The sequence below is a fragment of the Shinella sp. GW835-FHT14H05 genome (genome assembly GCF_058793575.1).
In genome coordinates this window covers 35,189-59,112 of record NZ_JBXAFY010000011.1, presented here as the reverse complement: position 1 = coordinate 59,112, position 23,924 = coordinate 35,189, and the positions used below count along the sequence as shown (strand labels likewise).

At 60.5% G+C, this 23,924-nt stretch carries 23 protein-coding genes; 15 read left to right on the top strand and 8 right to left on the bottom strand.

The features are described from left to right. Window positions 1-411: 411 nt before the first annotated feature. The 4 genes from AC1Q6Z_RS26040 to AC1Q6Z_RS26025 all read left to right on the top strand — a co-directional run bounded on the left by AC1Q6Z_RS26040 (window position 412) and on the right by AC1Q6Z_RS26025 (window position 3,548). Window positions 412-756, top strand: coding sequence for a hypothetical protein (locus AC1Q6Z_RS26040; protein WP_492649789.1), 345 nt, complete (start codon window positions 412-414; stop codon window positions 754-756). 405 nt (window positions 757-1,161) lie between these two features. After that, window positions 1,162-1,497 carry a hypothetical protein gene (locus AC1Q6Z_RS26035; RefSeq protein WP_492649788.1) on the top strand — a complete coding sequence of 112 codons (336 nt, stop codon included), beginning with the start codon at window positions 1,162-1,164 and terminating at the stop codon, window positions 1,495-1,497. Window positions 1,498-1,775: 278 nt separating this feature from the next. Beyond that, window positions 1,776-2,384 carry a J domain-containing protein gene (locus tag AC1Q6Z_RS26030; protein WP_492649787.1) on the top strand — a complete coding sequence of 203 codons (609 nt, stop codon included), beginning with the start codon at window positions 1,776-1,778 and terminating at the stop codon, window positions 2,382-2,384. Between the two features lie 819 nt (window positions 2,385-3,203). Next, window positions 3,204-3,548 (top strand): hypothetical protein, encoded by a 345-nt coding sequence (locus AC1Q6Z_RS26025; RefSeq protein ID WP_492649786.1) that lies wholly within the window; start codon window positions 3,204-3,206, stop codon window positions 3,546-3,548. Between the two features lie 320 nt (window positions 3,549-3,868). On the opposite strand, the gene AC1Q6Z_RS26020 is transcribed toward AC1Q6Z_RS26025, so the two are convergent. The 8 genes from AC1Q6Z_RS26020 to AC1Q6Z_RS25985 all read right to left on the bottom strand — a co-directional run bounded on the left by AC1Q6Z_RS26020 (window position 3,869) and on the right by AC1Q6Z_RS25985 (window position 12,226). Continuing rightward, the gene (locus tag AC1Q6Z_RS26020) at window positions 3,869-4,111 is read right to left on the bottom strand and encodes a hypothetical protein (protein ID WP_492649785.1); all 243 of its coding nucleotides are present in this window, start codon (window positions 4,109-4,111) and stop codon (window positions 3,869-3,871) included. Window positions 4,112-4,195: 84 nt separating this feature from the next. Next, window positions 4,196-5,206, bottom strand: a complete 1,011-nt coding sequence (locus AC1Q6Z_RS26015) for a Gfo/Idh/MocA family protein (protein ID WP_492649784.1) — start codon at window positions 5,204-5,206, stop codon at window positions 4,196-4,198. A gap of 28 nt (window positions 5,207-5,234) precedes the next feature. Further along, window positions 5,235-6,698, bottom strand: a complete 1,464-nt coding sequence (locus AC1Q6Z_RS26010) for an aldehyde dehydrogenase family protein (RefSeq protein ID WP_492649783.1) — start codon at window positions 6,696-6,698, stop codon at window positions 5,235-5,237. Window positions 6,699-6,734: 36 nt separating this feature from the next. Then, window positions 6,735-7,730: an ABC transporter permease gene (locus AC1Q6Z_RS26005; protein ID WP_492649782.1), complete on the bottom strand. Its 996-nt coding sequence runs from the start codon at window positions 7,728-7,730 to the stop codon at window positions 6,735-6,737. A gap of 2 nt (window positions 7,731-7,732) precedes the next feature. Further along, on the bottom strand, window positions 7,733-8,644 hold the full coding sequence (locus tag AC1Q6Z_RS26000; RefSeq protein ID WP_492649781.1) for a tetratricopeptide repeat protein: 912 nt from the start codon (window positions 8,642-8,644) through the stop codon (window positions 7,733-7,735). Next, the gene (locus tag AC1Q6Z_RS25995) at window positions 8,637-9,599 is read right to left on the bottom strand and encodes an ABC transporter permease (RefSeq protein WP_492649780.1); all 963 of its coding nucleotides are present in this window, start codon (window positions 9,597-9,599) and stop codon (window positions 8,637-8,639) included. Before AC1Q6Z_RS25995 ends, AC1Q6Z_RS26000 begins: the two co-directional genes overlap by 8 nt. Next, window positions 9,596-11,185 carry a sugar ABC transporter ATP-binding protein gene (locus AC1Q6Z_RS25990; RefSeq protein WP_492649779.1) on the bottom strand — a complete coding sequence of 530 codons (1,590 nt, stop codon included), beginning with the start codon at window positions 11,183-11,185 and terminating at the stop codon, window positions 9,596-9,598. The genes AC1Q6Z_RS25995 and AC1Q6Z_RS25990 overlap by 4 nt, the downstream gene beginning before the upstream one ends. A 72-nt stretch (window positions 11,186-11,257) precedes the next feature. Further along, window positions 11,258-12,226: a substrate-binding domain-containing protein gene (locus tag AC1Q6Z_RS25985; RefSeq protein ID WP_327507409.1), complete on the bottom strand. Its 969-nt coding sequence runs from the start codon at window positions 12,224-12,226 to the stop codon at window positions 11,258-11,260. 215 nt (window positions 12,227-12,441) lie between these two features. Here AC1Q6Z_RS25985 and AC1Q6Z_RS25980 point away from each other — a divergent pair, with 215 nt between their 5' ends. The 11 genes from AC1Q6Z_RS25980 to AC1Q6Z_RS25930 all read left to right on the top strand — a co-directional run bounded on the left by AC1Q6Z_RS25980 (window position 12,442) and on the right by AC1Q6Z_RS25930 (window position 23,730). Continuing rightward, window positions 12,442-13,536 (top strand): substrate-binding domain-containing protein, encoded by a 1,095-nt coding sequence (locus tag AC1Q6Z_RS25980; protein ID WP_492649778.1) that lies wholly within the window; start codon window positions 12,442-12,444, stop codon window positions 13,534-13,536. Between the two features lie 71 nt (window positions 13,537-13,607). Further along, window positions 13,608-15,152 carry a sugar ABC transporter ATP-binding protein gene (locus AC1Q6Z_RS25975; protein ID WP_492649777.1) on the top strand — a complete coding sequence of 515 codons (1,545 nt, stop codon included), beginning with the start codon at window positions 13,608-13,610 and terminating at the stop codon, window positions 15,150-15,152. Next, a complete protein-coding gene (locus tag AC1Q6Z_RS25970; protein WP_492649776.1) occupies window positions 15,149-16,114 on the top strand; it encodes an ABC transporter permease in 966 nt (321 codons plus the stop codon). The genes AC1Q6Z_RS25975 and AC1Q6Z_RS25970 overlap by 4 nt, the downstream gene beginning before the upstream one ends. After that, complete coding sequence (locus tag AC1Q6Z_RS25965; RefSeq protein ID WP_492649775.1) at window positions 16,111-17,079, top strand: ABC transporter permease; 969 nt, start codon at window positions 16,111-16,113, stop codon at window positions 17,077-17,079. The genes AC1Q6Z_RS25970 and AC1Q6Z_RS25965 overlap by 4 nt, the downstream gene beginning before the upstream one ends. A 68-nt stretch (window positions 17,080-17,147) precedes the next feature. Continuing rightward, window positions 17,148-17,714 carry a DUF1349 domain-containing protein gene (locus AC1Q6Z_RS25960; RefSeq protein ID WP_492649879.1) on the top strand — a complete coding sequence of 189 codons (567 nt, stop codon included), beginning with the start codon at window positions 17,148-17,150 and terminating at the stop codon, window positions 17,712-17,714. 263 nt (window positions 17,715-17,977) lie between these two features. Then, entirely contained in the window at window positions 17,978-19,117 is a 1,140-nt protein-coding gene (locus AC1Q6Z_RS25955) for an ABC transporter substrate-binding protein (protein ID WP_492649774.1), read from the top strand. Window positions 19,118-19,186: 69 nt separating this feature from the next. Continuing rightward, a complete protein-coding gene (locus tag AC1Q6Z_RS25950) occupies window positions 19,187-20,068 on the top strand; it encodes an ABC transporter permease (RefSeq protein ID WP_492649773.1) in 882 nt (293 codons plus the stop codon). Beyond that, window positions 20,069-20,857 carry an ABC transporter permease gene (locus AC1Q6Z_RS25945; RefSeq protein WP_492649772.1) on the top strand — a complete coding sequence of 263 codons (789 nt, stop codon included), beginning with the start codon at window positions 20,069-20,071 and terminating at the stop codon, window positions 20,855-20,857. Window positions 20,858-20,869: 12 nt separating this feature from the next. Further along, window positions 20,870-21,955 (top strand): ABC transporter ATP-binding protein, encoded by a 1,086-nt coding sequence (locus AC1Q6Z_RS25940; RefSeq protein ID WP_492649771.1) that lies wholly within the window; start codon window positions 20,870-20,872, stop codon window positions 21,953-21,955. 11 nt (window positions 21,956-21,966) lie between these two features. Continuing rightward, window positions 21,967-22,647 carry a GntR family transcriptional regulator gene (locus AC1Q6Z_RS25935; protein WP_492649770.1) on the top strand — a complete coding sequence of 227 codons (681 nt, stop codon included), beginning with the start codon at window positions 21,967-21,969 and terminating at the stop codon, window positions 22,645-22,647. 54 nt (window positions 22,648-22,701) lie between these two features. After that, a complete protein-coding gene (locus AC1Q6Z_RS25930; protein WP_492649769.1) occupies window positions 22,702-23,730 on the top strand; it encodes a proline racemase family protein in 1,029 nt (342 codons plus the stop codon). The last annotated feature ends 194 nt before the right edge of the window (window positions 23,731-23,924 follow it).

The window sequence follows — 23,924 nt, the reverse complement described above, 5'->3', positions numbered from 1 at the left end:
CGATGGAAAATTGCTGCGCGTCGATTTCGATTCTGCATTCGAAAGTCGCATAATTTAAGGTGACATCGCCCCACCGCTTCGACGATGTAGCGCTCGCCCGCAGGACCTGCAACCGACAGCGCGGCGCGGCGGATTAGGTGAGGTATGTCAGTTGGATCCGAGATGAATTCTGAGTGTGCCGCTGCTCACCTGAGGGCACGATGCGCGGTCTTTTACACGAGAGGCCACGCTACATTACCATCGCCACACCGCCGAGCACTGGCCGTCCATACTGGGAAGTAATCGGCTCAGAGCCCGGCCGTTAACATTACCAAAGATTAGAGGAATCTGGACCAGTTATGTCCATCGACTTCCCTGCCTGAAAGTGCAAGACCAACATCGTTGAACACACATTTAATCTAGGGGCCAAACATGAATTTGAATAGCGCACGCTTGGGTTTTGTTGCTCTCGCCTTCAGTATCGTAGGAAATGCAGGAATCATCGCCTCCGCCTATGCCGCGGAGTTCTCTTTTACAGCAACAAACACGACCAATACCGGGATCACCGAAATCTTGGTTTCTGAGAACAAAAAGGATTGGGGCTACTTTGACATTGGTAGCGGTATCAAGTCAGGCGCAACTGCCAACCTTGTGTGGGATCAAAGCACAAATAGCGAAAGCTGCGCTCAATGGGTCAAAGCAAGTTACGCGGACGGCTCCGAATCCGAACCTGCCAAGTTCGATTTCTGCGAAGACGGGCTGGAAATCAATTTCTAGACATAAACACGACAAAGCGTGATAATCGCGCGGCGGGTCATTTCGTGTGACAGACGCCGAATTGCGTTGCTTAGCCAATCACTTTCAAATCGCTCGGCTTAATTTTGAGTCAGCCGGTCTGCGTTGTTTTGTACAAGCAAACGCAAACGCAGCCTCTGCGTTTGCGTTGAATCTCCGATTGTAAGAAAGTATCTCTGCCGCCGATATAAGGTGAGCGCTTTGAGATGTCCTTCGTTTGGCATTAGCATGCTCGCTCCAACAGGGGCGAGGAGCCTCATTTGTTGCATCGATGGTCGCGATAACCTTAATGCTATAACGTTAAACGTGGCACCGTCTAATTTGTTGCGGGACGAGCGCGTCCAGTATCTACTGGGCGTAGCAATATTGTTTTTAACGGAGTCACTAATGCTTACACGTACTATTTTTGCTGCAATGGTAGCCTTTGCCACATTTGCAATTCCGGCATCAGCCGCTGAAACCGTAAAGTTCGGAAAGACGTGCATCGGTCGTTCTGGTTCGACCGCCGACATTTGCCTTGCTTTCAACGGTAAGACGATCACCAGCAGCTACAAATATCGTGGTTCTGTTCCCACTCGCGGGACGCACACCGGATGTTCGGTGAAGGGCAACACGCTGGTATGCACCGGCGGCCGGTGGGCGACGTCCAGCGCTTCCGGAAAGATGAACAGAGTTACAGTTAAACTCGCCAAAGGTGCGCCGGTCTCGATCACCTGGCGCTGATTTCTCATTTGCTAAGTCTCGATTGTCCGCTTGTCTCTCTTCGAGGCGGGCGGCTTTCCCTTTGCGCTCGACAAGACCGTTGGTCGGCGCGACACTCTTTGGCGAGAAAACGGCCCGATGCCCGATCCCGATAGGCACTCTTAGCGATCAAGCGCGGAGAGTGCTAACGCGGTTTTCTTTTTGGTGCTGGGGAGTGTCGAGACACGGCGCGCGCGAGGCACGGGCCGCAAATCCTGCTAATTCTTGCTAAGATCCCGCACTGCCTCCATACCGGCGCGATGACGCTTGATTCGAAAATATTTGTGGGCCTTCGGTCCACTCGCAAAAAAACTTCTCCGCACGGCAATTCCACCGGCCCGAAATGCCAATGGGACTGTTGCGAAAAGATTGGCGCGCACCGCGCACCCGTGGGGCGAGATGCCGAGGGCCTGTATCTGCTGTTCTGTCTTGAGCATGTGAAAGACTACAACAAGGGGTACAATTTCACGGCAGATCTTTCCCACGCGGACGTCGCCCGCTACCAGAGAGAAGCGACAACCGGGGCTCGTCCGACATGGGGGACCGCAGTCGACCAGGCAACCGAAATCCCGATGCCGTCCACCACCCGCTCGGGTTCGGCAAAAGCATTGAATGCGCGCAAGACAGCTGCGCAACGCCAGGCGCAAAAGGCCGATCTCCAGAAACGGAAGCTCAAGGCCCTCGAAGCAAGGGCTTTCGAGACCCTGGGACTCTCGCCGGATGCGACGCCAAAGGAAATCAAGAGCCGTTATAAGGAAAGGCTCAAAATGCTCCATCCCGACACCAACCAGGGAGACCGCCTCTCCGAGGACGAGCTTCGCGCATCGATCGACGCGCATAGGATCCTTAAACTGAACGGTTTTTGCTGAGAGGTCCAACTAGTAGCCTGGGATGAAATAAAAGGGGAAACGATCGATCGACGATCGAACAGCCGAAAGCATCCTTTTAGTGCTCTTGAAGGGATGTGAACTGTCGACCCGGTAGTCGCAAACAGTATCTGTTTGAAATCGTCAGAGGCAGATGTGAGCCTCCAAGGCTGGCAAATCAAGGATTCTAGACCCATCGGCGACCCGGTCGACGCCGTGATCTGTGTCGAAAGAGGAGCTGGTAGCCGCTGGAGCGGGCTTGTTTCCGCTGCTGCGAAACCACTGGCTTGTGGTGCAGGAGAATCGCACTACATCGCTACCTACGGCTGAACATTCTGCTGTCGGATCCGCATTAAGCCAAATCTCAAACCCATTGATAAGCCTTCTAAGTGGCCGAATGCGAATGCACGCCTCCTTGGTGTTTGGCTCGGCCTACCCGTGGATCCACTCGGCCGACTATGTACGTTCAGCCCTGAAGAGTTTGAACGCTTTGTCCTTGAGTGCGCCGATAGATATCTCGCTCAGAAAGTTCCCAGGGTTAGCGAGATTCAGCAGGGCGGCGCCGGCGACAAAGGACGCGATATCGTAGTGTGGCTTGGTGAGCTGGGATCTGCAGATCGCTACTGGAACCTCTACCAATACAAGAGATACAGCGTCGCGCTTGGTGACATCTGCTAAGTGCTTTACTTCGATTCAATAGGGATTTCACCCTGCCGAACGAATATTGGTTCGTCCCTCGCGGGGGAGTGACTGGCAGCCTTCACGATCTGTTCGACTATCTATTGATTATTATCTGAAATTAACCCGATTTTTTGTTTCACCTTGACCCGCGCTCACCCAGAAAACTTCTTTTTCACAGAAGCCCTTGTGCCGCGTTACTCGGGCAGCGCCGCATGTAAAAATGGGTCAAATCAGACCGATATTCAACAAGCACGTTCTCTTGGACCGCCCATAACGGACGATTTGGCGGCGGTAGCCGCGAAGATTCTCGCCAGTGAAGGCCGCTTTGATGGCCCGAACCCGTCGTTGACCGCGTTGGATTTCAGGGATATCGCCTGTGTTCTAGCCGAGATTTCCGAGCGGACAATTCTCCGCAGCACGCCGGCGAATGAAGAATTCGAAGTGCGCCTTGCAGCGCGCGACCTGCCGCCGGCGGTATCGCCATAACGCTGAGCCCGTACCGCGCAACACAAGCAGGGAAGTTACCCGAACGCTCCCACGCTTGCCACCCTACTGGGACGCCAACCGGCTTCCGCAAGACAAGTCCTGACAGGCTGAAAAACTCGGGCGGGTGTGCATGTATCGTCGTAGGTACAGCAGACACCTGCACCCACGGCCGCATGGCGGCGCGTGGTCTTATCGAGACCGGCACTCTTCAACGAAATTTTTGAACGATCTGAGCCGGGGAACCCCTCGAAACTGTGTATGGCCGGCGTGCAGGCCCAACTCACCTTCACTGCGGTAGGCACATCCGCGAACCGAGAAAATCATTCGATATCGTCGAGCAGTGTCTGATGCACGTTAACGTAGTTGTGGGCATCTTTCGGCAGGCTATACAACCAGTTCCTGCAGTAGGGGCAGTAGATGTGTTTCGTACCTGCATGTAGGGCATCTATGGCGGGCTTGATCCAGATCGCCTTGAAGCCAGTGACCGGAATGCGGGCCAGAGCGAGAAGGCGCTGGATGTAAATTTCTGGCATCCCCTGCAATGCCAGCAATCGATCCGCCAAGGGGCTTCTTCAGGAACGCCATATCCTATTCCCGTTCAACTACGACATCCGCAGAATTGTGAAACTGTCCGTGATTGTGTTCAGCTAGCCACCGATGCGGATTCGCGCGCCCATGGCTGCCGACTGCTTTATCGCATCGAGCGCTCGCATTCCGGACACGGCGTTCGAAATCGGCCAAGGCTGTTCGATTTCGCCGCGCACGGCCCGCGCGAAGGTGCGCACTTCATGTTCATATTGGTTGGCGGGCGGAAAACGGATCGTCTCCACATTCTGGTCATAGAGATCGTCGCGGCCGCGCAGGCGGATGACGGTTTCCTGCTGTGCGGACGGCCAAACAGACACCGGCAATTCCATCCATCCCTCGGTACCAGTCACCATGATCCAGTGCGACCAGGCCTGGAGCAGCGCGCCCGAAAAGAGGAGATTGCGGTGACCCGGAAATTCCAGCATGCCGGCTACGGCGATGTCGACGCCGTCGGAGGAAGCCTTTTCGAAGGTGGCGGTGGCAGCGAACGGCTCGTCTTCGAAGAGAAAGCGTGCGGCCGTGACCGGATAGATCCCGACATCGCCGAGCGCGCCGCCGCCCAATTCCGGCCGGAAGCGGATATCGTCGGGATTGTCGTTCATGACGCTGTAGGTGGCGTGAATCTGCGTGACGCGGCCGAGCCTGCCACTGCGGATGATATCGCGGGCTGCAAGCCAGCGCGGATGGTAGCGCACCATAAAGGCCTCGGAGACCTGCAGGCCGGTGGCCAGCTGGGCGGCCTGGAGACGTTCAGCCTGTTTTGCATGGAGCCCGAGCGGTTTTTCGCAGAGCACATGCCGGCCAGCCTCCAGCGCCTCGATGGCTTCATCGACATGGCAATTGTTGGGCGTGGGAATGTAGACGGCCTCGACGGCATCGTCGCGCAGCATCTCGCTGAGCGATGCATAGTGGTGCGGGATGTCGAACGTGGATGCGACGGAGGCCGCACGCTCAGGATCGCGCGAGGAAATCGCAACGACCTCGCATTCGTCCACCGCCTTCATGGCGGGAATGACCCAATCCCGTGCGATCTTTGCGGTCGAGAGGATACCAAAACGAACTGGCTTCATTGATAATGTCCTTGAGGTCGGATGGCGCTCAGCGCGTGGCGCGCAGGCGCATGAAGATCGACTTGGTCTGCATGAATTCCAGGAGGCCCTCCGTCCCGTTCTCGCGTCCAAGCCCGCTTGCCTTGGCGCCACCGAAGGGCAGCTGGGGTACGGTTTCAAGATAACAATTGACATAGACGAAGCCGCTTTCGAGCGCGGCGGACACATGCATGGCGCGATCGAGATCCTTCGTCCAGACCCCGTTGGCCAGGCCATAGGGCGTGGCATTGGCGAGTGTGATCGCCTCCGCCTCATTTTCGAAGGTCGTAACCCCGAGAACGGGGCCGAAGACCTCTTCGTTGAAGATGGTCATTTCGGGCCTAATGCCGGTGAAGATGGTCGGTTCGACGAAATATCCCGCATCGAGTTTTGGGTCCGCGGGCCGGCCGCCGCCCGTTACGAGCGTCGCGCCTTCCTGTTTCGATATTTCGATATAGGAGAGCACCTTGGCGTGGTGCTGCTCGTGGATCATCGGGCCGAGATCCGCATCGGCATCCTTCGACGTGCCGAGCTTCAAGGCGCGAGCCTTGATGGCAAGGCGCTCGACGAAATCGCCCGCAATCGACTTCTCGACGAGAAGGCGGGCGCCGGCGCAGCATTCCTCTCCCTGATTGATCGTGAAGGCGGCGAGCGCGCCATCCACGGCGGCGTCGAGATCGGCGTCGGCGAAGACGATGTTGGCGCCCTTGCCCCCGAGTTCGAGCGCCACCTTCTTGAGCGTCTGCCCGCAGAGCCCGGCTATCTCCTTGCCGACATTGGTCGAGCCCGTGAAGGAGATCATGTCGATATCGGGATGGAGGCAAAGCGTGCGGCCGACTTCGTCGCCATTGCCCGGCAGGACGGAAATCACGCCGTCGGGAATTCCGGCCTCCTTGGCGATGCGGGCATATTCCAGTGTCGTGCCCGGCGTGAAGGTCGAGGGCTTGATCACCACCGAGCAGCCGGCAACCAGCGCATAGGGCAGCTTCTGGAAAAGCGTGACCGTCGGGAAGTTCCAGGGAAGGATCATGCCGACGACCGGCAGTGCCTCATGGGTCACGAGGCCGAGCTTCTCGGCGCCCTCGTGGTTGACCACCCTGCCCGGGATGTTCCAGGCCAGCGTTGCGGCGAAGCGCGCGAGTTCCACCGACCATTCGATCTCGCCGCGGGCGGCGGCCATTGTCTTGCCCGCCTCGTTTGCCTCGATGACGCTGAGGTGGTCGAGTTCGGCGATCACCAGGTCAGCAAAGCGCTGGACGATCTTGCCGCGCTCGATCGCCGGCATTTTCGACCAGACGCCCGACTTGAACGCTGCCTTGGCGGACGCGACCGCCCGGCCGACATCCTCCGGCGTGGCGAGGCAAACGCTCGCGACCAGTTCACCGGTGGCCGGAGAGTGTCGGTCATAGGTCCGGTTTTCCGCGGGCCGCTCGACCGCGCCGTTGATCCAGAGCCCGTATTGACGATGAGACATTGCAAACACCTGTTTGGTTTCAAGAATTCGATAGGATCATTCGGCGGGCGCCGGCACGCCCTGGGCCAGCTGTTGGCTGCGCCGCCGGGAGAGCAGGAACGCGCGGATACGCTCGTTATAGGCAACCACCGCCACGGCCAGCACGAGGCCGATCACGATGCGCTGCCAATAGGGGTTGATGCCCATGAGGTTGAAGGCATTGGCGAGGAAGCCGATGATCAGCACGCCGCAGATGGCGCCGACGAGATGGCCGCGGCCGCCCATCAGCGAGATGCCGCCGACCGCAACGGCAGCGATGGCGTCGAGTTCCCAGCCCATGCCGGTCCGCACCGCATCGCCCGATTGCATGCGGGCGGTCAGGATGATGCCCGCAACGGCCGCAAACGTGCCGCAGAGCGTATAGGCAATCACCTTGGTGGCGCCCACCTTGATGCCGCTGAGCACCGCCGCCTCCTCGTTGCCACCGATCTGATAGATGGCACGCCCGGTCCGGGTATTTCCCAAGAAAAGCATCGTCGCGACCGCGAGGGCGGCAAAAATGATGACCGGCACCGGAATGCCGGCGATCAAGCCTTCGGCAAGCTGAAAGAACTCTTTTGGCAGCGTGCCAAAAATGGGACGCGAATCCGACAGCCACATGGCGAGGCCCCGCACGATCGCCATTGTCGAAACCGTCACAATGATCGGCTGGAGGCGAAGGCCGGCGATCAGGATGCCGTTGATGAACCCTACCGCCGCACCGGCGATAAGTGCGAGATTGATGCCCAGGATCGGCGGATGCGTGTTGGCGATGCCGGCGACGAGAACCGTTGCCAGCGCCACCACCGCACCCACCGAAAGATCGATGCCACCGGTCAGGACGACGATGCTCATGCCGATCGCGACGATACCGAGCATCGATGTCTGTCTCAGCACATTGCTGATATTGGCGGCGTCGGCAAAGCCATCGGCAACAAACGTGAAGACCGCGACGAGGACAATGAGCACCAGGATGATCGGCTGGCTGGAGATGAATGCGCGCATATTTGCCATGGTCATTGCCCCGCCACGTCTACGGACATGGTCGTGTTGAGTTCGACCAGCGTGAAATTGCTCTCCAGATCGATATCGAGAAGCTGCTTACCAGCGGCCTTTGCCTTGAGCGTGAACACCACCTCAAGCGGCTCGCCGGCCATGGAAAACTGGAAGAAGCGCTTGCCCCAATAGTCACTGGTGCCACCTGTGGCAGGCTTCACCGAAACGACATCGAAGGCCGAGACGAAGCTGCTGTTGAGCGCGATGGAGAAGGTGCCGGCGGGCACCGCCTTGGGATCGACGCGCACCGACATCGTAAAGGCTTTCCCGACCACCGCTGGCGCGATGTCGATCGCGACGAGATCGGACCCACCGGCAGATTGCGACTCGGTTGCATTTGCCGTGGCTGCCGCGATGGTGTCCGCATACCGTTTGGCGTCCGCCGTCGCGGAACTATCGGGATATTCTGCCGCAAGAAGCGCATACACATCGGGGAATTGCGTCATGTCGCCGGCTTCTTCGAGTGCTGAAGCGAGCTTGGACAGCACGGCGAGGCGATTGGCCTTGAGGGTTTCGCCCGCGCTGAGGGTCGTCAGCAGTTGCTGGTACTGCGCGATGGCTTCCTCGCGGCGGCCGAGCCCCATCAGCGAATTGGCGATGCCGATACGCGCTGCATCGTAATAGCCACTTTCCGGGAACTGCTGCACGATCTGCTGATAGCCTTCGAGCGAGCGACTGTAGACGCGAGTCAGTTCGTAATTGTTGGCGAGCGTATAGGGTCCACGCGCCTGGTCCGCCTGGAAAAGCGTGGGCGCGAGGACGTAGGCGCCGCCGTTCATGGCCGCGAACAGGAATAGCACGAGGGAAAACGGTGCCACCCATGGCCGGAGGGGAGAGTCTTGCACAGATGCGATAACGTATGGGCTAGCCATTGGATGCCCTCCTGGCAAAGATCGCGCCGATGAAGGGGCCGGCACCGGCCATGATGACGGCAGCGAGGATGACCGCGCCCTTGGAGACATTCTGCCACTCCGGCGCAACACCCAGCAGGTTGAAGAGATTGGACATGACGCCGATGACCAGCGCGCCGACAAGCGCGCCCCAGACCGATCCGCGTCCGCCCTGAAGGGCCGTGCCGCCGATCACCACGGCTGCGATCGCGTCAAGCTCATAGAGAACGCCGGCCTGCCCGGGCTCGCCGGATCCCATGCGCGCGGTGAGGATCAGGCCCGCAATACCGGCGAGTGCGGCACAATAGACATAGGTGAAAAGCTTCACCCGCCATACCGACACGCCACCGTAGTAGGCCGCCTTCTCGTTGGCACCGACCATGTAGATCATGCGCCCGATGGCGCGAAAGCGCATCACGTACCAGGTGACGAGAACGATCGCGAGGAACAGGACGGCTGGCGCGGGGATGCCGCCGAACGTGCCCCGCGCGAGGAACCCGATGAAGGCCGGATAATCCGCATAAATCGGCTGGCCGGCACTGTAGACCAGGCCCGAACCGCGAAAGACGGTCATCGTCACCAATGTCGCGACGAAGGGCTGGAAGCCAAGCAGCGCGACGAGGGAGCCGTTGACGAGGCCGGCAACGAGCGCGGCAGCGATGGGCACAAGCACGACGACGCCGAGCGGATAGCCTGCCGTCGCGAGCGAGGCGGCGAGCGTGCCGACGAGTGCCACGACCGAACCCACCGAAAGATCGATGCCGCCCGAAATGATGACGACGTTCATCCCGACGGCGATGATGCCGATGAGAGAGGTGACGCGGATCAGGTTGACGATGTTCTCGATCGTCCACAAATAGGGCGAGGCAAGCCCTGCTACGACAAGCAGAACGGTCAAAACCACGAGATTGCTGTTTATGGAAAGACGTTCCTTCATCGCGCATCTCCCACGCGCGCCTGGGGAGCTTCGGAATGGCCACCCATGACATTGATCATGATCTCGGCCATGTCGAACTGGGCGCGCGCCTGCTCGCCGGTCACGCGGCCGAGATTGAGGCAGATGATGCGATCACAGACGTGGACCAGCTCCTCGATGACCGAGGAGACGATGATGACGCTCGCACCGTTCGCCGCAAGCTGGCGGATCAGGTCGAAGATCGCCCCCTTCGCGCCGACATCGATGCCGCGGGTCGGCTCGTCGAGCAGGAAAATATCGACCTTGGCATCGAGCAGCCGGGCCAGGATGACCTTCTGCTGGTTGCCGCCACTGAGTTTGCCGACGGGCACCTCGGTCGAGCTGTATTTGACCTGGAGACGCTGGCAGAGATCCTTGACCGCAGCCACTTCACGGCCCCGCCGTAGCGCAAGAGGCCCCGCATAGCGCGCCAGAGACGAGAGCGTCACATTGTGCCGTATCGGCATCGACAGGATGAGGCCATCGCTTTTGCGATCCTCGGGACCAAGGCCGATACCGCCCTCAAGCGCTTGTCGCGGGCCGGAGAACATTGCACGCTTGCCCTCGGCACGGATCGTTCCCGCGCTTGGCTTGTCGACGCCGAAAATGTTGCGCAGGATTTCCGTGCGGCCGGAGCCCATGAGGCCGGCAAGGCCCAGGACCTCGCCCTTGCGAAGCCTGAAGGAGACGTTCTTCAGGAGTTCCTCGGTCGACAGGCCATCGACCTCGAGCACGACGTCGGCATCCGGCGCCACGCCCCGATCCCACTCGCGCTTTTCGAGGCTGAGCTTGCGTCCGAGCATCATTTCGACGAGCTGGGACTCGGAAAGGTGCGCAACGTCGGACTCGCCGACCATCTGGCCGTCGCGCAGCACGACAACGCGATCGCAGACTTCGAAGATTTCGTTGAGGTGGTGGGTGATGAAGATGATGGAGGTGCCCGCCTTCTGAAGCTTGCGGACGATCTTGAAGAAGTGCTCGACCTCCTCGCGATTGAGAGGTGCGGTCGGCTCGTCCATGATCAGCAGGCGGCAGGGCCGGGTTATCGCCTTGCCGATCTCCACCAGTTGCTGCTCGGCGACGCTCAGATCGCGGATCGCCACATCGATCGAACCCGGATAGCCGAGGTCGCGCATGATCTCGACAGCCCGCGCGCGCATGCCCTTCCAGTCGAGCAGACCCCAACGGTTGCGGACCAGATTGCCGAGAAAGAGGTTCTCGACGACGCTGAGATGGGGCACGAGCATCAGTTCCTGATAGATCGTGCTGATGCCCATGCGATGGGCAACCGAGGTGTCACTGAGCTCGACCGGCTTGCCGTCGATAGAGATCGTGCCCGCATCCGGCTTCACCGCGCCCGCCAGGATTTTCATCATAGTGGATTTGCCGGCCCCGTTTTCGCCGACCAGCGACAGGATTTCGCCGGCCCGGACCTGCAAGCCGACATCCGACAGCGCCTTCACACCCGGATAGGATTTCGAGATGCCGGCCATCGTCAAAAGCACGGCAGGCTCGCCCTTCGGGACGGCCTTCAGATGCGGGCTCTGACCGTTGGTTCTGTTTGCCATCAACAATTCACCTTCCTGCGAGTTCGCGGGCGGCTGGCATCAACCAGCAGCCCGCGCCTCCAGCGGAAATCCTCAACGCACGTATTGAAGGTCGGCGTTGTAGAACTCGTCGACATTGTCCTTGGTGACGATCGGCGTTTCCGTGGTGATCCGTTTGGGAACAGGCTCGCCCTTGAGCACCCGCACCGCCATATCCAGGCCGATCGCACCGCCGGTGGCGTAGATCGAGGTTGCCTGCAACCAGCCGTCCTTGATCGCCTGGAAGGCTTCGCGCTGTCCGTCGACGCCAATGAGATAGACGTCGCCGGGCTTGTAGCCGGCTTCCTTCAGCACGTTGATGGCGCCGAGGATCATGGGATCGTTGTGGGCGTAGATGACCTGGAACTGGTCACGATAACGCGTCAGCCAGTCTTCAACGATCGGAATTGCCGGGGCGAGGTCGTAGTTGGCAGGCCGCGCATCCAGCAGCTTGATATCAGCCTTGCCTTCGAGCTGAGCCGCAAAACCCTGGTGGCGCTGGATCGTCGGCGTGGCGCCCGGAATGCCTTCCAGTTCGAGGTAGCTGAACTTCTCCCCGACGGAGCCGAGCACGTGCTTGCCCAGACCCTCGGCAAGCGAGAGATTGTTGCCGCCGATGAAGACATTATAGTCCTCGCCGACGATTTCGCGGTCGAGCACGACGAGCGGAATACCCGCTTTCTTGATCGCCTCGACGGCCGGCACGAGCGCCTGGGCTTCGCGCGGGCTCATCATTATAAGGTCCACGCCGCGGGCGATCAGGTCTTCGATGTCGGCGATCTGCTTTTCGTTGGTGCCCTTGGCGTCGGTGTAGATGAACTCCTTGATCAGCTCGGGATATTTTTTCGCCTGCGCCTCGGCGCTGGTCACCATGAAGGCCCGCCACGGGTGGTCCATCGTGTCCTGCGAAAAACCAATGGTCCACGGCGGCGCGCCGTAGGGGTTGTCGGCAGCCGCCGACGGGGCCACGGCCGCAAAGAAGGCCGAAACGGCAAGCGTCGTCATTTTAAGCAGTTTTTTCATTGCTCCACCTCATTTTTGTTGATTGTATGATTGCATCCAATCTCCAATTTCGTCCTATGTCAAGCGGTCCGGACATTTATTTCACGGGGAAGTGATGCCTACGGGCAGGCCACGCCAGTGTCCTTGATTTGCCAATTTCGTATATTGACATCAATATATTGGATACTATTCTCTCGCCCGTACGGCTGAGCCGACCAACAAGAGGGAGCTTTCAGATGGGAAAAATTTGGAAATCGACGACGGCAGCGATGATACTGGCGATCAGTCTTGGCGCGTCAGGCGCAAAGGCTGCGGAGAGCTATTTTCCGGAATGCTTTGCGGCCTGGGACGCCGACACGAAACAGCTGTCTGCCGTGACGCCGCGCGAAGGCCCGTATCGCATCGCGCTGGTCAACGGCTTTGCCGGCAACGACTGGCGCATCCAGATGATCCGCGCTGCGGAGTCCTATGTTAAGCGGCCCGAGATTGCCGCGAAGATCAAGGAATTCACCGCTGTCAGCGTCGGCAACGACGTCGCGGCACAGATTGCGGCGATCGAGAATTACGTCGCAGCCGGCTACGACGCGGTGCTGTTCATCGCCGTCAACCCGGAGGCCTTCGACGCCGTGATCGGCCGTGCCAACCAGGCAGGCACGCTCCTCGTCTCCTTCGACAATGTGGTCTTCAACGACAACCACCTCATCGTCGATATCGACCACGGCGACATCGCCGCCAAGAAGGCACAGGCCATCCTCGATGACCTGAAGGCGAAGAACGTCACCGAAGGCAAGGTGCTCTGGGTTCGCGGCCTGCAGGGAAATGCAACGGAGAAGCAGCAGACCGAAAGCTTCACGAAGGTGTTCGAGGGAACACCCTTTGAAGTGGTCGAGGTCGTCGGCAACTGGGATGTCGGCACGTCGCAGCGCGTGACGGCGGAAGCGGTCGCCGCGCACGGCAAATTTGTCGGCGTCGCCAATGCCTATGGCAGCATGGGCTCTATCCAGGCGCTGCTCGACGCCAAGCATCCCGCCGTCCCCTTCGGTTCGGACACGATGAACGGCGCCGTGCGCATGCTCGCCGAAAACGGTTTCACCGGCGTTGCGATCGGCTCCTCGCCTTCTGTTTCGGCAGTGGCCATTCTCGCGGCCCTCTCGACCTTCGAAGGAAAGCAGATGCCGCAGCGCATCAAGCTGCCACCGCCGTCGCTGCCGTCGACGGACTGGAAGGACGGTGTCGCCTATTTCTCGCAACTCCCGGCCTCCTTCGACACCGCAACGGGTTTCAAGGAATGCAACCTGCTCTTCACCGCGGATGAACTGACCTCCAAGTGAAGCGGCGCCGGCGGGCTGTGCCTAAGCCCGCCGGCTTTGGCCGAAACCGACGAGAAGGGACAGGAATGAGGGTGAATGCGATACGATTGCGGGGCGTCGGCAAATCCTACGGTCCGACCAGGGCGCTGGCCGATGTCAGCCTCGATATCGAGGCCGGCACGGTGCATGCGGTGCTCGGGGAAAACGGGGCGGGCAAGAGCACGCTCATCAAGATTTTGACCGGGGTCCTCGCGCCCGATACGGGCACTGTCGATCTCTTCGGCGAGCGCCTCGACCATGACGGCCCGCAAGTTGCCGAGACACTCGGGCTCGCAACGGTGTTTCAGGAGCTTTCCCTCGTCCCGCACCTTTCTGTCGAGGACAATCTGTTTCTGTCCAATCCGCCGCGGTCGAAATTCGGCTGGATCGACCTGCGTAGGCAGCGTGCGGAATCGCACCACTGGCTTGACCTAGTCGGGTTGGGCGACGTCCATCCGGGCACCCATGTCGGCCAGTTGTCCCTTACCCAGAAACAGTTGCTGGAAATCGCCAAGGGGCTCGCCAAGAAGCCGCGCATCCTGCTCCTCGACGAAGCGACGGCCTCCCTTCCCGGCAACGATGTCGACCGGCTCTTCAACATCATCGCCGACGCGAGGCGCGAGGGCCTGACGGTCATCTACATCTCGCACCGGATGACCGAGATAGAGCGCATTGCCGACCGGTGCAGCGTGCTGCGCAATGGCCAGTTGATAGAGACATTCGACGCGCATGCGCGCTCGCATGACGAGATATGCCGGATGCTTGCCGGCCGCGAGATCTCGCAGGTTTTCCCGCCCCGGCGTCCTGTGCCGGCCGATGCGCCCATCGTGCTGGACGTCTCGGGGCTTTCAGCGGTCGACAAGGTCCGCAACATCTCGTTTGCACTCCGGCAAGGCGAGGTGCTCGGGATCGGTGGTCTCGAAGGACAGGGCCAGAAGGAACTCCTGCAAACCCTCTATGGTGCCATTCGCACGACGGCGGGTTCGGTGACGCTTGATGGCAAGCCATTCAAGCCGGCCGGCCCGGCGGCGGCCATTGCGGGCCAGCGACCGGTGATGCTTCTTCCGGAGGATCGCAAGACGGACGGCTTGCTGCTGGCGGAATCGATCCGCGACAACATGCTGCTTTCCGTGACGGGGAAGCTCAGCAGATACGGGCTGCGGGACCAGGCTGCCGAAACCGCCTATAGCCGTGCGATTACCCAGAAACTGGCCATCAAGATTGCATCACCCGACGCGCCGGTTTCGTCGCTTTCCGGCGGCAACCAGCAAAAGGTTCTGCTCGCGCGGCTGCTGCTCAATGAGCCTGCGGTCTACATTCTCATGGATCCGACGCGAGGCATCGACGTCGGCACCAAGCAGGAAATCTATGCGCTCATTCGCGAACTCGCGGACCACGGCGCGGCCGTTCTCTTTCTCACCACCGATTTCGAAGAGCTCATCGGCATGTGCGACCGCGTGCTCGTTCTCTATGGCGGCGCCATCAGACGCGAACTCGAAGGCGACGCCATCAACGAGGTCAACATCATGGAAGCGTCGCTCAACATGACGCGTCCCGAGACCACCCGAAACCCCGCGGATACGGAAATCCGGCCATGAGAATCCTGACATCACGACACATGCCGGTCCTGCTTGGCGCGGCGGTTTTCATCATCGTGCTGGCGGTCTATCTCGCCGTGCATCCACGCGGCATTTCCAGCTTCGTCATCCAGTCCTACGCCAATTCGGCAGCGCCACTGGCCCTTGCCGCGCTGGCGCAGACCTTTCCGGTCCTGACCGGCGGGCTCGATCTTTCGGTGGGAGGAATGGTGGCGCTGACCAATGCACTCGCCTCGGAACTGGTGCAGGGTTCGCCCGTCGAAATCGCTTTCGGCGTCCTGACCGTGCTTGCCGCAGGCGCGGTTTGCGGCGCGCTCAATGGCGCGCTCATCGTCTATGGTCGCCTCCAGCCGATCATCGGCACGCTGGCCACGGGTGCGGTCTTCAGCGGCCTTGCGCTCTTCATCAGGCCCTTTCCCGGTGGCGACGTGGATACAGGGCTTGCTTACGCGATGACGGCCATCCTGTTCGGCGTCCTGCCCGTCTCGACGCTGCTGATAGCGATCATCGCCTCCTGCACCTGGGCTGCGATATCTCGGGCATCCCTCGGGCGCGGCATATTCGCCGCTGGATCCGCGCCACAGGCTGCGCGGCTGTCCGGCCTGCGCATCGAGGGATCGATTATCGCCGCCTACGTGCTTTCGGGGCTGTTCTCCGCCCTTGCCGGCCTCTATCTCGGCTTTCAGACCCTTTCGGGCGATGCGACGATCGGCGTGCCCTATACGATCAACTCCATCGCCGCAATCGTCATCGGCGGGTTGTCGCTGCGGGGCGGCGCTGGTTCGCCGCTCAGCGCGATCTTCGGAGCACATGCGCTGCGCGCGATCAGCGCCGTGTTGCTTTTCACCGGTGCCCCGCCCCTGGCACAGCCGCTTTTCGAAGGCATGGTGCTGATCACCGCGGTGGCGGCAGCCTCCCTCACGCTGGTCCGCGACCCCAACCGCCTGAAGGCATTCCCATGATGAACGTGTTTTCCGTGGCTTTCCGCGTGGAGAGGCCGATCTGGATCGCCTGTCTCTTCGTTCTCGCGCTGAGCGTCGCAATCGGCATCATGTATCCGGCGACCGTCTCGGTGAATTACTACATGCAGCAACTGCAGATCGCGGCCTTCGTGGGCATTCTTGCCAGCGGCGCGATGGTGGTCCTCCTGCTCGGCGAGATCGACCTTTCCATGCCCTGGACCGCAACCGCGGCCGGTATGCTCGCTTGCGGGGTTTTCAGCAGCGGTGCGGCCTGGACCAACGACGGCACCGCAATCTCCGTCGCCCTGCTAATGGGCCTGGCCATCGGCGGCCTCAACGCTTTCGGCGTTGCCATCCTGCGCGCGCCATCCATGGTGTGGACGCTTGGCGTCAATGCCATCCTGCTCGGATTGACTGTGGTCTATGCAGGTGGCTACAGCCCGCAGACGAACGCTTCCCCCCTGATGCGCCACCTCGCCGTCGGGCGCGTGTTTGACGTCGTGCCGGTGGCCGCGCTGGTCTGGATGTTCGTCGGTGGCATCCTCGTTTTGGTTCTCAGATTGACGCCGCTTGGCGCCTGGATTTATGCGATGGGCCGCAGCCCGCGTGTCGCCTACCTCGCCGGCATCCGCACGCGCGCCGTGGTTTTCTTCGCCTTCCTGTGGGCCGGGCTCTGCTCCGCCGTTGGGGGCGTGCTGCTTTCGGGCTATTCAGGCCAGGCCTTTCAGGCCATGGGCGATCCCATGCTGCTGCCGAGCATCGCCGCAGTCGTCGTCGGGGGCACGAAGGTGACGGGCGGCGAAGGCAGGTATCTCGGCACCGTCGTGGGCGTGTTGGCGCTCACGCTCCTTTCCAACGTCCTTTCCCTGATGCAGGCGCCCGAGGCGCTGCGACTGATCATCTACGGCAGCACGATCATCCTGATGCTGCTCGTCAGCAACAGGCGGGCACAGGCCCACCCATAAACCTGCCCGGAACAAAACCATCTACCCGCCCCATCAACACAAGGAGAAGCCGCATGGATGCGTTTGGAATGAAGCTCGAATGGTACAGCGAACCGTCATCCTGCTCTTACCAGTATGGCACTCTGGAGGTCGTCACCGGCGACAAGACGGATTACTGGCGGGAAACCTTCTACGATTTCTGGCGTGATGACGGCCATTTCCTGTCCCGGGACGTCGAGGGCGATTTCAGCGCCGAGGTCACGGTTCAAGGCGACTATGAGGTTCTCTACGATCAGGCCGGCCTGATGATGCGCCTGAGCGAGAGCCATTGGATCAAGACCGGCATCGAATTCACCGACGGGCGGATGTTTTTCTCCGTCGTCGTTACCAACAACCAATCCGACTGGTCTTTGGTGCAAGTGCCTGTCGATCCCGGTGGAATCCGCATTCGGCTGACCCGCCATCGCGAGGCGATCCGGGTCCAATATCTCAACAGTGAGAATGGCGCCTGGACACCGGTCCGTCTCGCCTATTTCCCGCCGACGAAGACGGTACAGGTGGGCGTCATGTGCTGCTCGCCGCAGCGCGCCGGCTTCACCGCCCGCTTCAAGGACTTCGTTATCGGGCCGCCGATCGCGCGTGAATTGCACGATTGAAGAAGCACCAACCCGATCCCGGCGGCATCAGCAATGCCGCCGGGGCCAAGCTATTGCATTTCGGATTGCCTTATTGTTATATTATATCCAATCTTCATTTCTCGCATACAAAGGCACCAGAAGCCGCCCGGCGCCGAGCCGCCAAATCGCCGTGCGCAGCGGTTCCCAGCCAAATTTCGGGGCAAGGGTCTCGTTAAAAAACCGTTGACACCACTCATAATGTATCCAATATATTGTCTCCTATAAGCAAGGGGAATACGATCATGGGACCGAAATACGCAACTCCAAACTTCAGCGAAGCCCGCCGGGCGCTTCTGATCGGTGGCGCAGCCGCCGGCCTGACGGTCAGCTTTGGAAGACTGTTTTCCACGCCGGCCTCCGCCGCAACGGGCGGCACTCTTCAGGTCATGGCGTGGGAAGGCTATGACCTGACGAACGAGCTCAAGACGTGGCGCGAGGAAAACGGTGTCACCGTAGAAACCACGTCGATCGCGTCGCAGGATGACGTGCATACCAAGTTCATCGCCGGCAATCCGCCGCCGCTCGACCTTGCCGAATACAACCAGGCCTACAGCGAGCTTTACATCGATCAGATCAAGATCGTCTCGCCGCTCGACGTCTCGAAAATCCCGAACTACAACGCCGACAACCTGTTCAGCGTCTTCTTCGACAAGCCGACATGGTTCAAGGACGGGACGCTCTATGGCTCCCCCTACATCTGGGGCTTCAACACGCTCCTCTACAACTCCGCCGAGATGGAGGAGCCGAAATCCTACAAGGACCTGCTCAAGCCGGAGCTCAAGGGCAAAATCGCCATCATGGACGACGCCACGGGCAACTGGCCACTGATTGCCCGGCTGGCCGGTTTCGGCGAGAAATACCCCGCCCTCACGAAGGATGAGCTGAAGGCCGCGTTCGACGGCTTCGTCGCCTTCCGCGACCAGGCCCGCCTGATCGCCATCAACCAGGGCGATGTCGCGAACTTCATCGCATCCAAGGAGGTGCTCGCCGTGGTCGTGGCAGACCCGCAGATCATCCAGCAGGTCACCGCGCAGGGCGTACCGCTGAAAATGGCTGTTCCCGAAGAAGGCCCGGTCCTGTGGGTCGATGCATGGTTCATCCCGGTCTCGGCGGACAATGTGGAAACCGCGCATGCCTTCATCAACCAGTCGCTTGACCCGCAGGTGCAGGCAAATGTCTGCATGAGCATCCACCAGGCCCCGGTCTCGAAGAAGGCGGTCGAGCTTCTGGACGAAGCCGCCCGCCAGCGCATCGACTATTCGAAGATCGACCAGATCTTCTCCGCGGGGCTTCCCGGCATTCCGCCCGTCGAGGCGGAGGGCGAGGTGGCCAGCTACGACGACTGGATCCAGGCCTGGCAGCAGTTCAAGGCCGGCATGTAAGCGCACCGGCATTCCGGGCTGCGTCTTGCGAAGTGGCCCGGAATGCAACGGTATCAGGAGTAAATTTCGGTGGTTAGTTCACAAAAAACGGGCGGGTTCCTGGCGGCTCCGGCAGTCACCTATATGGTGATTTTCTTCGTCGCCCCGAGCCTGCTGCTGTTTTCCTATAGTTTCTGGACGGCAAGCTCGTTCCGTATCGTGCCGGACTTCGTCCTGACGAATTATCTCTCTTCGATACAGTCCCTGCTGTTTCTCAAGGTCACGCTCAACGCGCTGCTTATCGGCCTCGTCACAGCGACAATCTCGGTGCTGCTGTCGCTGCCGATCGCCTACTATCTGACCTACGTCACCCGCTCCAAAGTGATCTTCTACCTCATCCTCATCACCTGGTTCTCCAGCTATCTGGTGCGGATATATGCGTGGCGCACGCTGCTCGGCACGAACGGGCTTCTAAACGCCGCACTGCTGCAATTGGGCATAATCACAACACCCATCGAGGCCTTTCTTTTCAGCCCCTTCGCCGTGGGCGTGACCCTCGTGCATATCTATCTCCCCTTCGCGGTCCTGATGGTGATTTCCGCGATGAGTGAAATCAAGAAGGAGCTGATCGAGGCGTCCCGCGACCTCGGGACAAGCCCGATCGGCGCCTTCATGAGGGTCGTAGCACCCAATGCCGCGCAAGGCCTGATCGGTGCCTTCATGCTGACCTTCATTCTTGCAGCCAGCGACTACGTGACGCCGCAGATGGTGGGCGGTTCCTCGGGCCAGACCACCGGCCTCCTCATCGCAGACCAGTTCCGCAAGACCGGCAACTGGCCGCTCGGCGCGGCACAGGCCTTCATCATGTTTGCCCTGTCGATCCTGATCTACCTGGTCATCACGGCACTTGCCCGTGCTTCAGGCCTCACCCGCTCTCGCAAGAGCACGACGATCTTAACGCAGGACAAGTAGATGATCCTCCGCATCACCGTTTACCTGATCCTGGCGTTCCTGCTCATCCCGCTGGCGCTGATCGTTCTGTTCAGTTTCAACGCGAGCCCCTCCTTCACCTTTCCCATCACCGGCTACAGCGTGCGGTGGTATGCCCAGATCTTCTCGGACCCGCAGCTCGGTTCGGCCTTGTGGAGGAGCTTCTGGATCGCGACGCTGACGGCGATCATCACCTTCCTTCTCGGCGCCGCCGCGTCGCTCGCCTGGCTGCGGCTGGGGCGCAAGGGCCGCACCGTGCTTGAAATCCTGTGCATCACTCCGATTGCCCTTCCCGGCCTGTTCCTCGGCGTGTCGCTGCTGGTGCTCGCTTCCCAGGTCGGCGTGCAACTCTCGATGATCACCATCGTGCTCTCCCATGTGGTCCTGGCGCTTCCAATGCTGATGATCGCCATGCGCGCCAGGCTCGCCTTGTTCGACCCTAACCTTGAGGAAGCATCGCGCGACCTCGGCGCCTCCCAGGTCCTCACGTTCCGCCGGGTCACCCTCCCCCTCATCGCGCCGACGCTCATTTCCTGTGCCGTGCTCAGCTTCGCGCTTTCGTTCGACGAGTTCGTCGTCACGGCCTTCGTATCGGGCACCGAGACGACGCTGCCCATGTACATCTGGTCGATGATGCGCCGCACGGTCACGCCGCTCATCAACGCGATTTCCACGCTCGCGATGGTTTTTACCATCGCCATCATTTCCATCGCCCTTGCCATTGCCGCGATGAAACGCGCGACAAATCTCTCCAGCCGCGACGTCGCTTGAAGGAAAACGCCCATGTCCCCAATCATCGAAATCACGGATGGCAACAAGGCCTTCGGCAGCTTCAAGGCGCTTCAGGACATCAATCTTTCCATCGCCCAGGGCGAGATCGTCACGCTGCTCGGCCCGAGCGGCTGTGGGAAGACGACGCTGATGCGCATCTTCGCCGGCTTTGAGAGCCTGACGAGCGGATCGCTCAAGATCGACGGAAAGGACGTCTCCAACCTTCCGCCGGAAAAGCGCCCGGTCAACATGGTCTTCCAGCGCTACGCCCTCTTCCCCCATCTGGACGTCTTCGAGAATGTGGCCTACGGCCTCAAAGTAAAGGGCATCGGCAAGGACGAAGTTCGCGAACGGGTCCGCAATATGCTGCGCATCGTGCAGATGGATCACCTGCAACAGCGCTTCATCACCGAGCTGAGCGGCGGCCAGTGCCAGCGCGTTGCGCTTGCACGCGCACTCGTCAACGGGCCGAAGGTTCTCCTTCTCGACGAGCCGCTCGCCGCGCTCGACCTGAAGATCCGGCAACACATGCTGACGGAAATGAAGCGCATCCATGCGGAGACCGGGGCAACCTTCATCTATGTGACGCACGACCAGGACGAGGCCATGATCCTTTCGGACCGCGTCGTGCTGATCGACCGCGGGCAGATCGTGCAGGTCGATACGCCACAGGATATGTACAACCGGCCCAATTGTCTTTTCTCCGCCAAGTTTCTTGGTGAGACCAATATCCTGCATGGAACCATCGTCGAAGACGCGTCCGGCAAAAGGGCGTTCAGGTCGGCGGAGGGCAGCTTCCACTACCAGCCCACGAACCAGATCGCCTCGAAAAGCGCTGCCATCATGTCGGTGCGCCCGGAAGCGATTTCGCTGTTCGCCGAAAACCCCGCGCGGGACAACGCCATCCCGGCGACCGTGACCGACGTGCTCTTCACCGGCAGCCGGTCCTTCTATCATCTCGTCAGCGACGGGGGAGAAGCGCTTCGTGCCCAGGTGCAGAACACGCCGGGTCTGAACAGACCGAATGTGGGTGACCGCGTACATGTCTGCTGGCCCCACGACGGGTCTGTCGTGCTGCCAGCATCCCCCAGCCACTGAGCATTGAAGATATGACTCCCAACTCCTCCATCATAAAACGCCACACGGTAACCGCGACCGTCCTTGAACTGATCAGGGACCGCATTGTCGAAGGGGTCTATCCAGGCGGCCAGCAGATCCGCCAGGAAGCCATTGCCGAGGAATTCGGCGTGTCGCGAATTCCCATCCGTGAGGCTCTGGTTCAGCTGGAGGCAGAAGGCTTCGTGCAGATCCACACGCACAAAGGCGCAGTCGTCGCCCAACTGACCGTCGAAGACGCCATCGACATCTTCGAGGCGCGCCTCGTCCTCGAGCCCAGCATTCTTCGTCAGGCTGTGACGAAGGCGACGGCGGAAGACATCGAACGGGTGCGAAAAGCGCTGCACGAATACGAGCGCGGGGTCGCCAACGACGCGTCTCCAGCCCAACTCAGCCAATTGAACTGGGCGTTTCACAAGGCGCTTTCCAGCGCGTCGGGACGATGGCGGTCACTCGCCGTCCTCTCATCTCTCTACAAGTCGGCAGACCGATATCTGCGCTTGCAGATCGACAATGCCGAGGCCCGGCGAAACGCGCTTGAAGATCACCGGGCAATCGCGGCCGCGTTCGTGCAGCAGGACGCGGCGCTGGCGCAACGCCTGCTGGCCCGGCATATTTCCGGCGCACGAGACGATGTTACGAAAAGCCTGAATATGCTGAAAAAGGCGCCGTGATCCACGCCGACACCTCAGGACGCCAGCGGCATTCATTTGAAATAGAGGAAAGACATGCAACTTGATCGCGTTATTACCGTCGTAGGCGCCCATGCGGAAGGCGAAGTTGGCCGCGTGATCACCGGCGGCGTCTTGCCACCCAAGGGCAAGACCATGTTCGAGCGGATGCAGAACCTCGAACGCGATGGCGCCTGGCTTCGAAACATGCTGCTCTTCGATCCGCGCGGCAGCGTCAACGCCGCAGTCAACCTGATCACGCCCCCGTGCCGCGACGACGCCGATCTCGGCATGATCGTGATGGAATCGGACTATTTCGTCCCCATGTCCGGCTCAAATCTGATCTGCACGGTCACGGTGGCGCTTGAAGCCGGCATGATTCCGATGATCGAGCCACAAACGATCGTCCGGGTCGACACGCCTGCGGGCCTCGTGGAAGTCACCGCGGAATGCCGGAACGGCAAGTGCAAGCGCATCACCTTCCGCAACATCCCCTCGTTCGTGATGCACCGCGACGCGACGATCGATGTCCCGGATCTCGGCACGCTGCGGGTGGATGTCGCGTACGGCGGCATGATCTATTGCATCGTGAACGCTGAGGACCTGAACCTGACGCTTGATCGCAGCGAAGCCCGCCTGCTTGTGGACCTGGGTGAAAAGATCAAGGCAGCGGCGGCAAGCCAGTTGCCGTCCATCCACCCCGAAAATCCGCAGATCCACACGATAAACCAGGTCGAATTCGCCGGCCCACTGCAGGTTTTGGGGGGGGTGAAAACTTCGAAGAACGCCGTGGTGGTCTCGCCAGGTCGGCTCGACCGCTGCCCGTGCGGCACCGGCACATCAGCCCGCATGGCTCTGCTTCATGCCCGCGGAGACCTGGCGGTCGGCGAGACATTCCGCCACCTCTCGATCCTCGACACGGTATTCGACTGCGAAATCCTCGAAACCGGCACGGCCGGCCCAATCCCGGCCATCACGCCGCAGGTCTCCGGCCGAGCATGGCTTACGGGTGTCAGCCACTACGGGGTGGATCCGGAGGATCCGTTCCCGGAAGGCTACCGCCTGTCGGACACATGGTTCGCTTGAGGTCGCCCACGAAAATCGAATCCAGTTGCGCCGACAAGCCCGCCTGTCGGCGCAATCGGGGAAGTGCTTCCCATGTGCCATTTCGCATGTCCTGCGTGTGGATCCGGTGTTGAAATCGATCTATCCGCTAAATTCCGCCTGCCGGTTGCTTGCTTAACGAGGGCTTTGTATTCAATATACGGGTCAGCATCGTA

Bases quoted from the DNA above. Each gene is read 5' to 3' on its own strand.
- AC1Q6Z_RS26030 (WP_492649787.1), top strand. From the start codon at position 1,776: ATGACGCTTGATTCGAAAATATTTGTGGGCCTTCGGTCCACTCGCAAA.
- AC1Q6Z_RS25940 (WP_492649771.1), top strand. From the start codon at position 20,870: ATGTCCCCAATCATCGAAATCACGGATGGCAACAAGGCCTTCGGCAGC.
- AC1Q6Z_RS26015 (WP_492649784.1), bottom strand. From the start codon at position 5,206: ATGAAGCCAGTTCGTTTTGGTATCCTCTCGACCGCAAAGATCGCACGG.
- AC1Q6Z_RS25980 (WP_492649778.1), top strand. From the start codon at position 12,442: ATGGGAAAAATTTGGAAATCGACGACGGCAGCGATGATACTGGCGATC.
- AC1Q6Z_RS25955 (WP_492649774.1), top strand. From the start codon at position 17,978: ATGGGACCGAAATACGCAACTCCAAACTTCAGCGAAGCCCGCCGGGCG.
- AC1Q6Z_RS26000 (WP_492649781.1), bottom strand. From the start codon at position 8,644: ATGGCTAGCCCATACGTTATCGCATCTGTGCAAGACTCTCCCCTCCGG.
- AC1Q6Z_RS25995 (WP_492649780.1), bottom strand. From the start codon at position 9,599: ATGAAGGAACGTCTTTCCATAAACAGCAATCTCGTGGTTTTGACCGTT.
- AC1Q6Z_RS25945 (WP_492649772.1), top strand. From the start codon at position 20,069: ATGATCCTCCGCATCACCGTTTACCTGATCCTGGCGTTCCTGCTCATC.
- AC1Q6Z_RS25965 (WP_492649775.1), top strand. From the start codon at position 16,111: ATGATGAACGTGTTTTCCGTGGCTTTCCGCGTGGAGAGGCCGATCTGG.
- AC1Q6Z_RS25970 (WP_492649776.1), top strand. From the start codon at position 15,149: ATGAGAATCCTGACATCACGACACATGCCGGTCCTGCTTGGCGCGGCG.
- AC1Q6Z_RS26010 (WP_492649783.1), bottom strand. From the start codon at position 6,698: ATGTCTCATCGTCAATACGGGCTCTGGATCAACGGCGCGGTCGAGCGG.
- AC1Q6Z_RS25930 (WP_492649769.1), top strand. From the start codon at position 22,702: ATGCAACTTGATCGCGTTATTACCGTCGTAGGCGCCCATGCGGAAGGC.
- AC1Q6Z_RS26035 (WP_492649788.1), top strand. From the start codon at position 1,162: ATGCTTACACGTACTATTTTTGCTGCAATGGTAGCCTTTGCCACATTT.
- AC1Q6Z_RS25960 (WP_492649879.1), top strand. From the start codon at position 17,148: ATGAAGCTCGAATGGTACAGCGAACCGTCATCCTGCTCTTACCAGTAT.
- AC1Q6Z_RS26040 (WP_492649789.1), top strand. From the start codon at position 412: ATGAATTTGAATAGCGCACGCTTGGGTTTTGTTGCTCTCGCCTTCAGT.
- AC1Q6Z_RS25990 (WP_492649779.1), bottom strand. From the start codon at position 11,185: ATGGCAAACAGAACCAACGGTCAGAGCCCGCATCTGAAGGCCGTCCCG.
- AC1Q6Z_RS25985 (WP_327507409.1), bottom strand. From the start codon at position 12,226: ATGAAAAAACTGCTTAAAATGACGACGCTTGCCGTTTCGGCCTTCTTT.
- AC1Q6Z_RS26005 (WP_492649782.1), bottom strand. From the start codon at position 7,730: ATGGCAAATATGCGCGCATTCATCTCCAGCCAGCCGATCATCCTGGTG.
- AC1Q6Z_RS25935 (WP_492649770.1), top strand. From the start codon at position 21,967: ATGACTCCCAACTCCTCCATCATAAAACGCCACACGGTAACCGCGACC.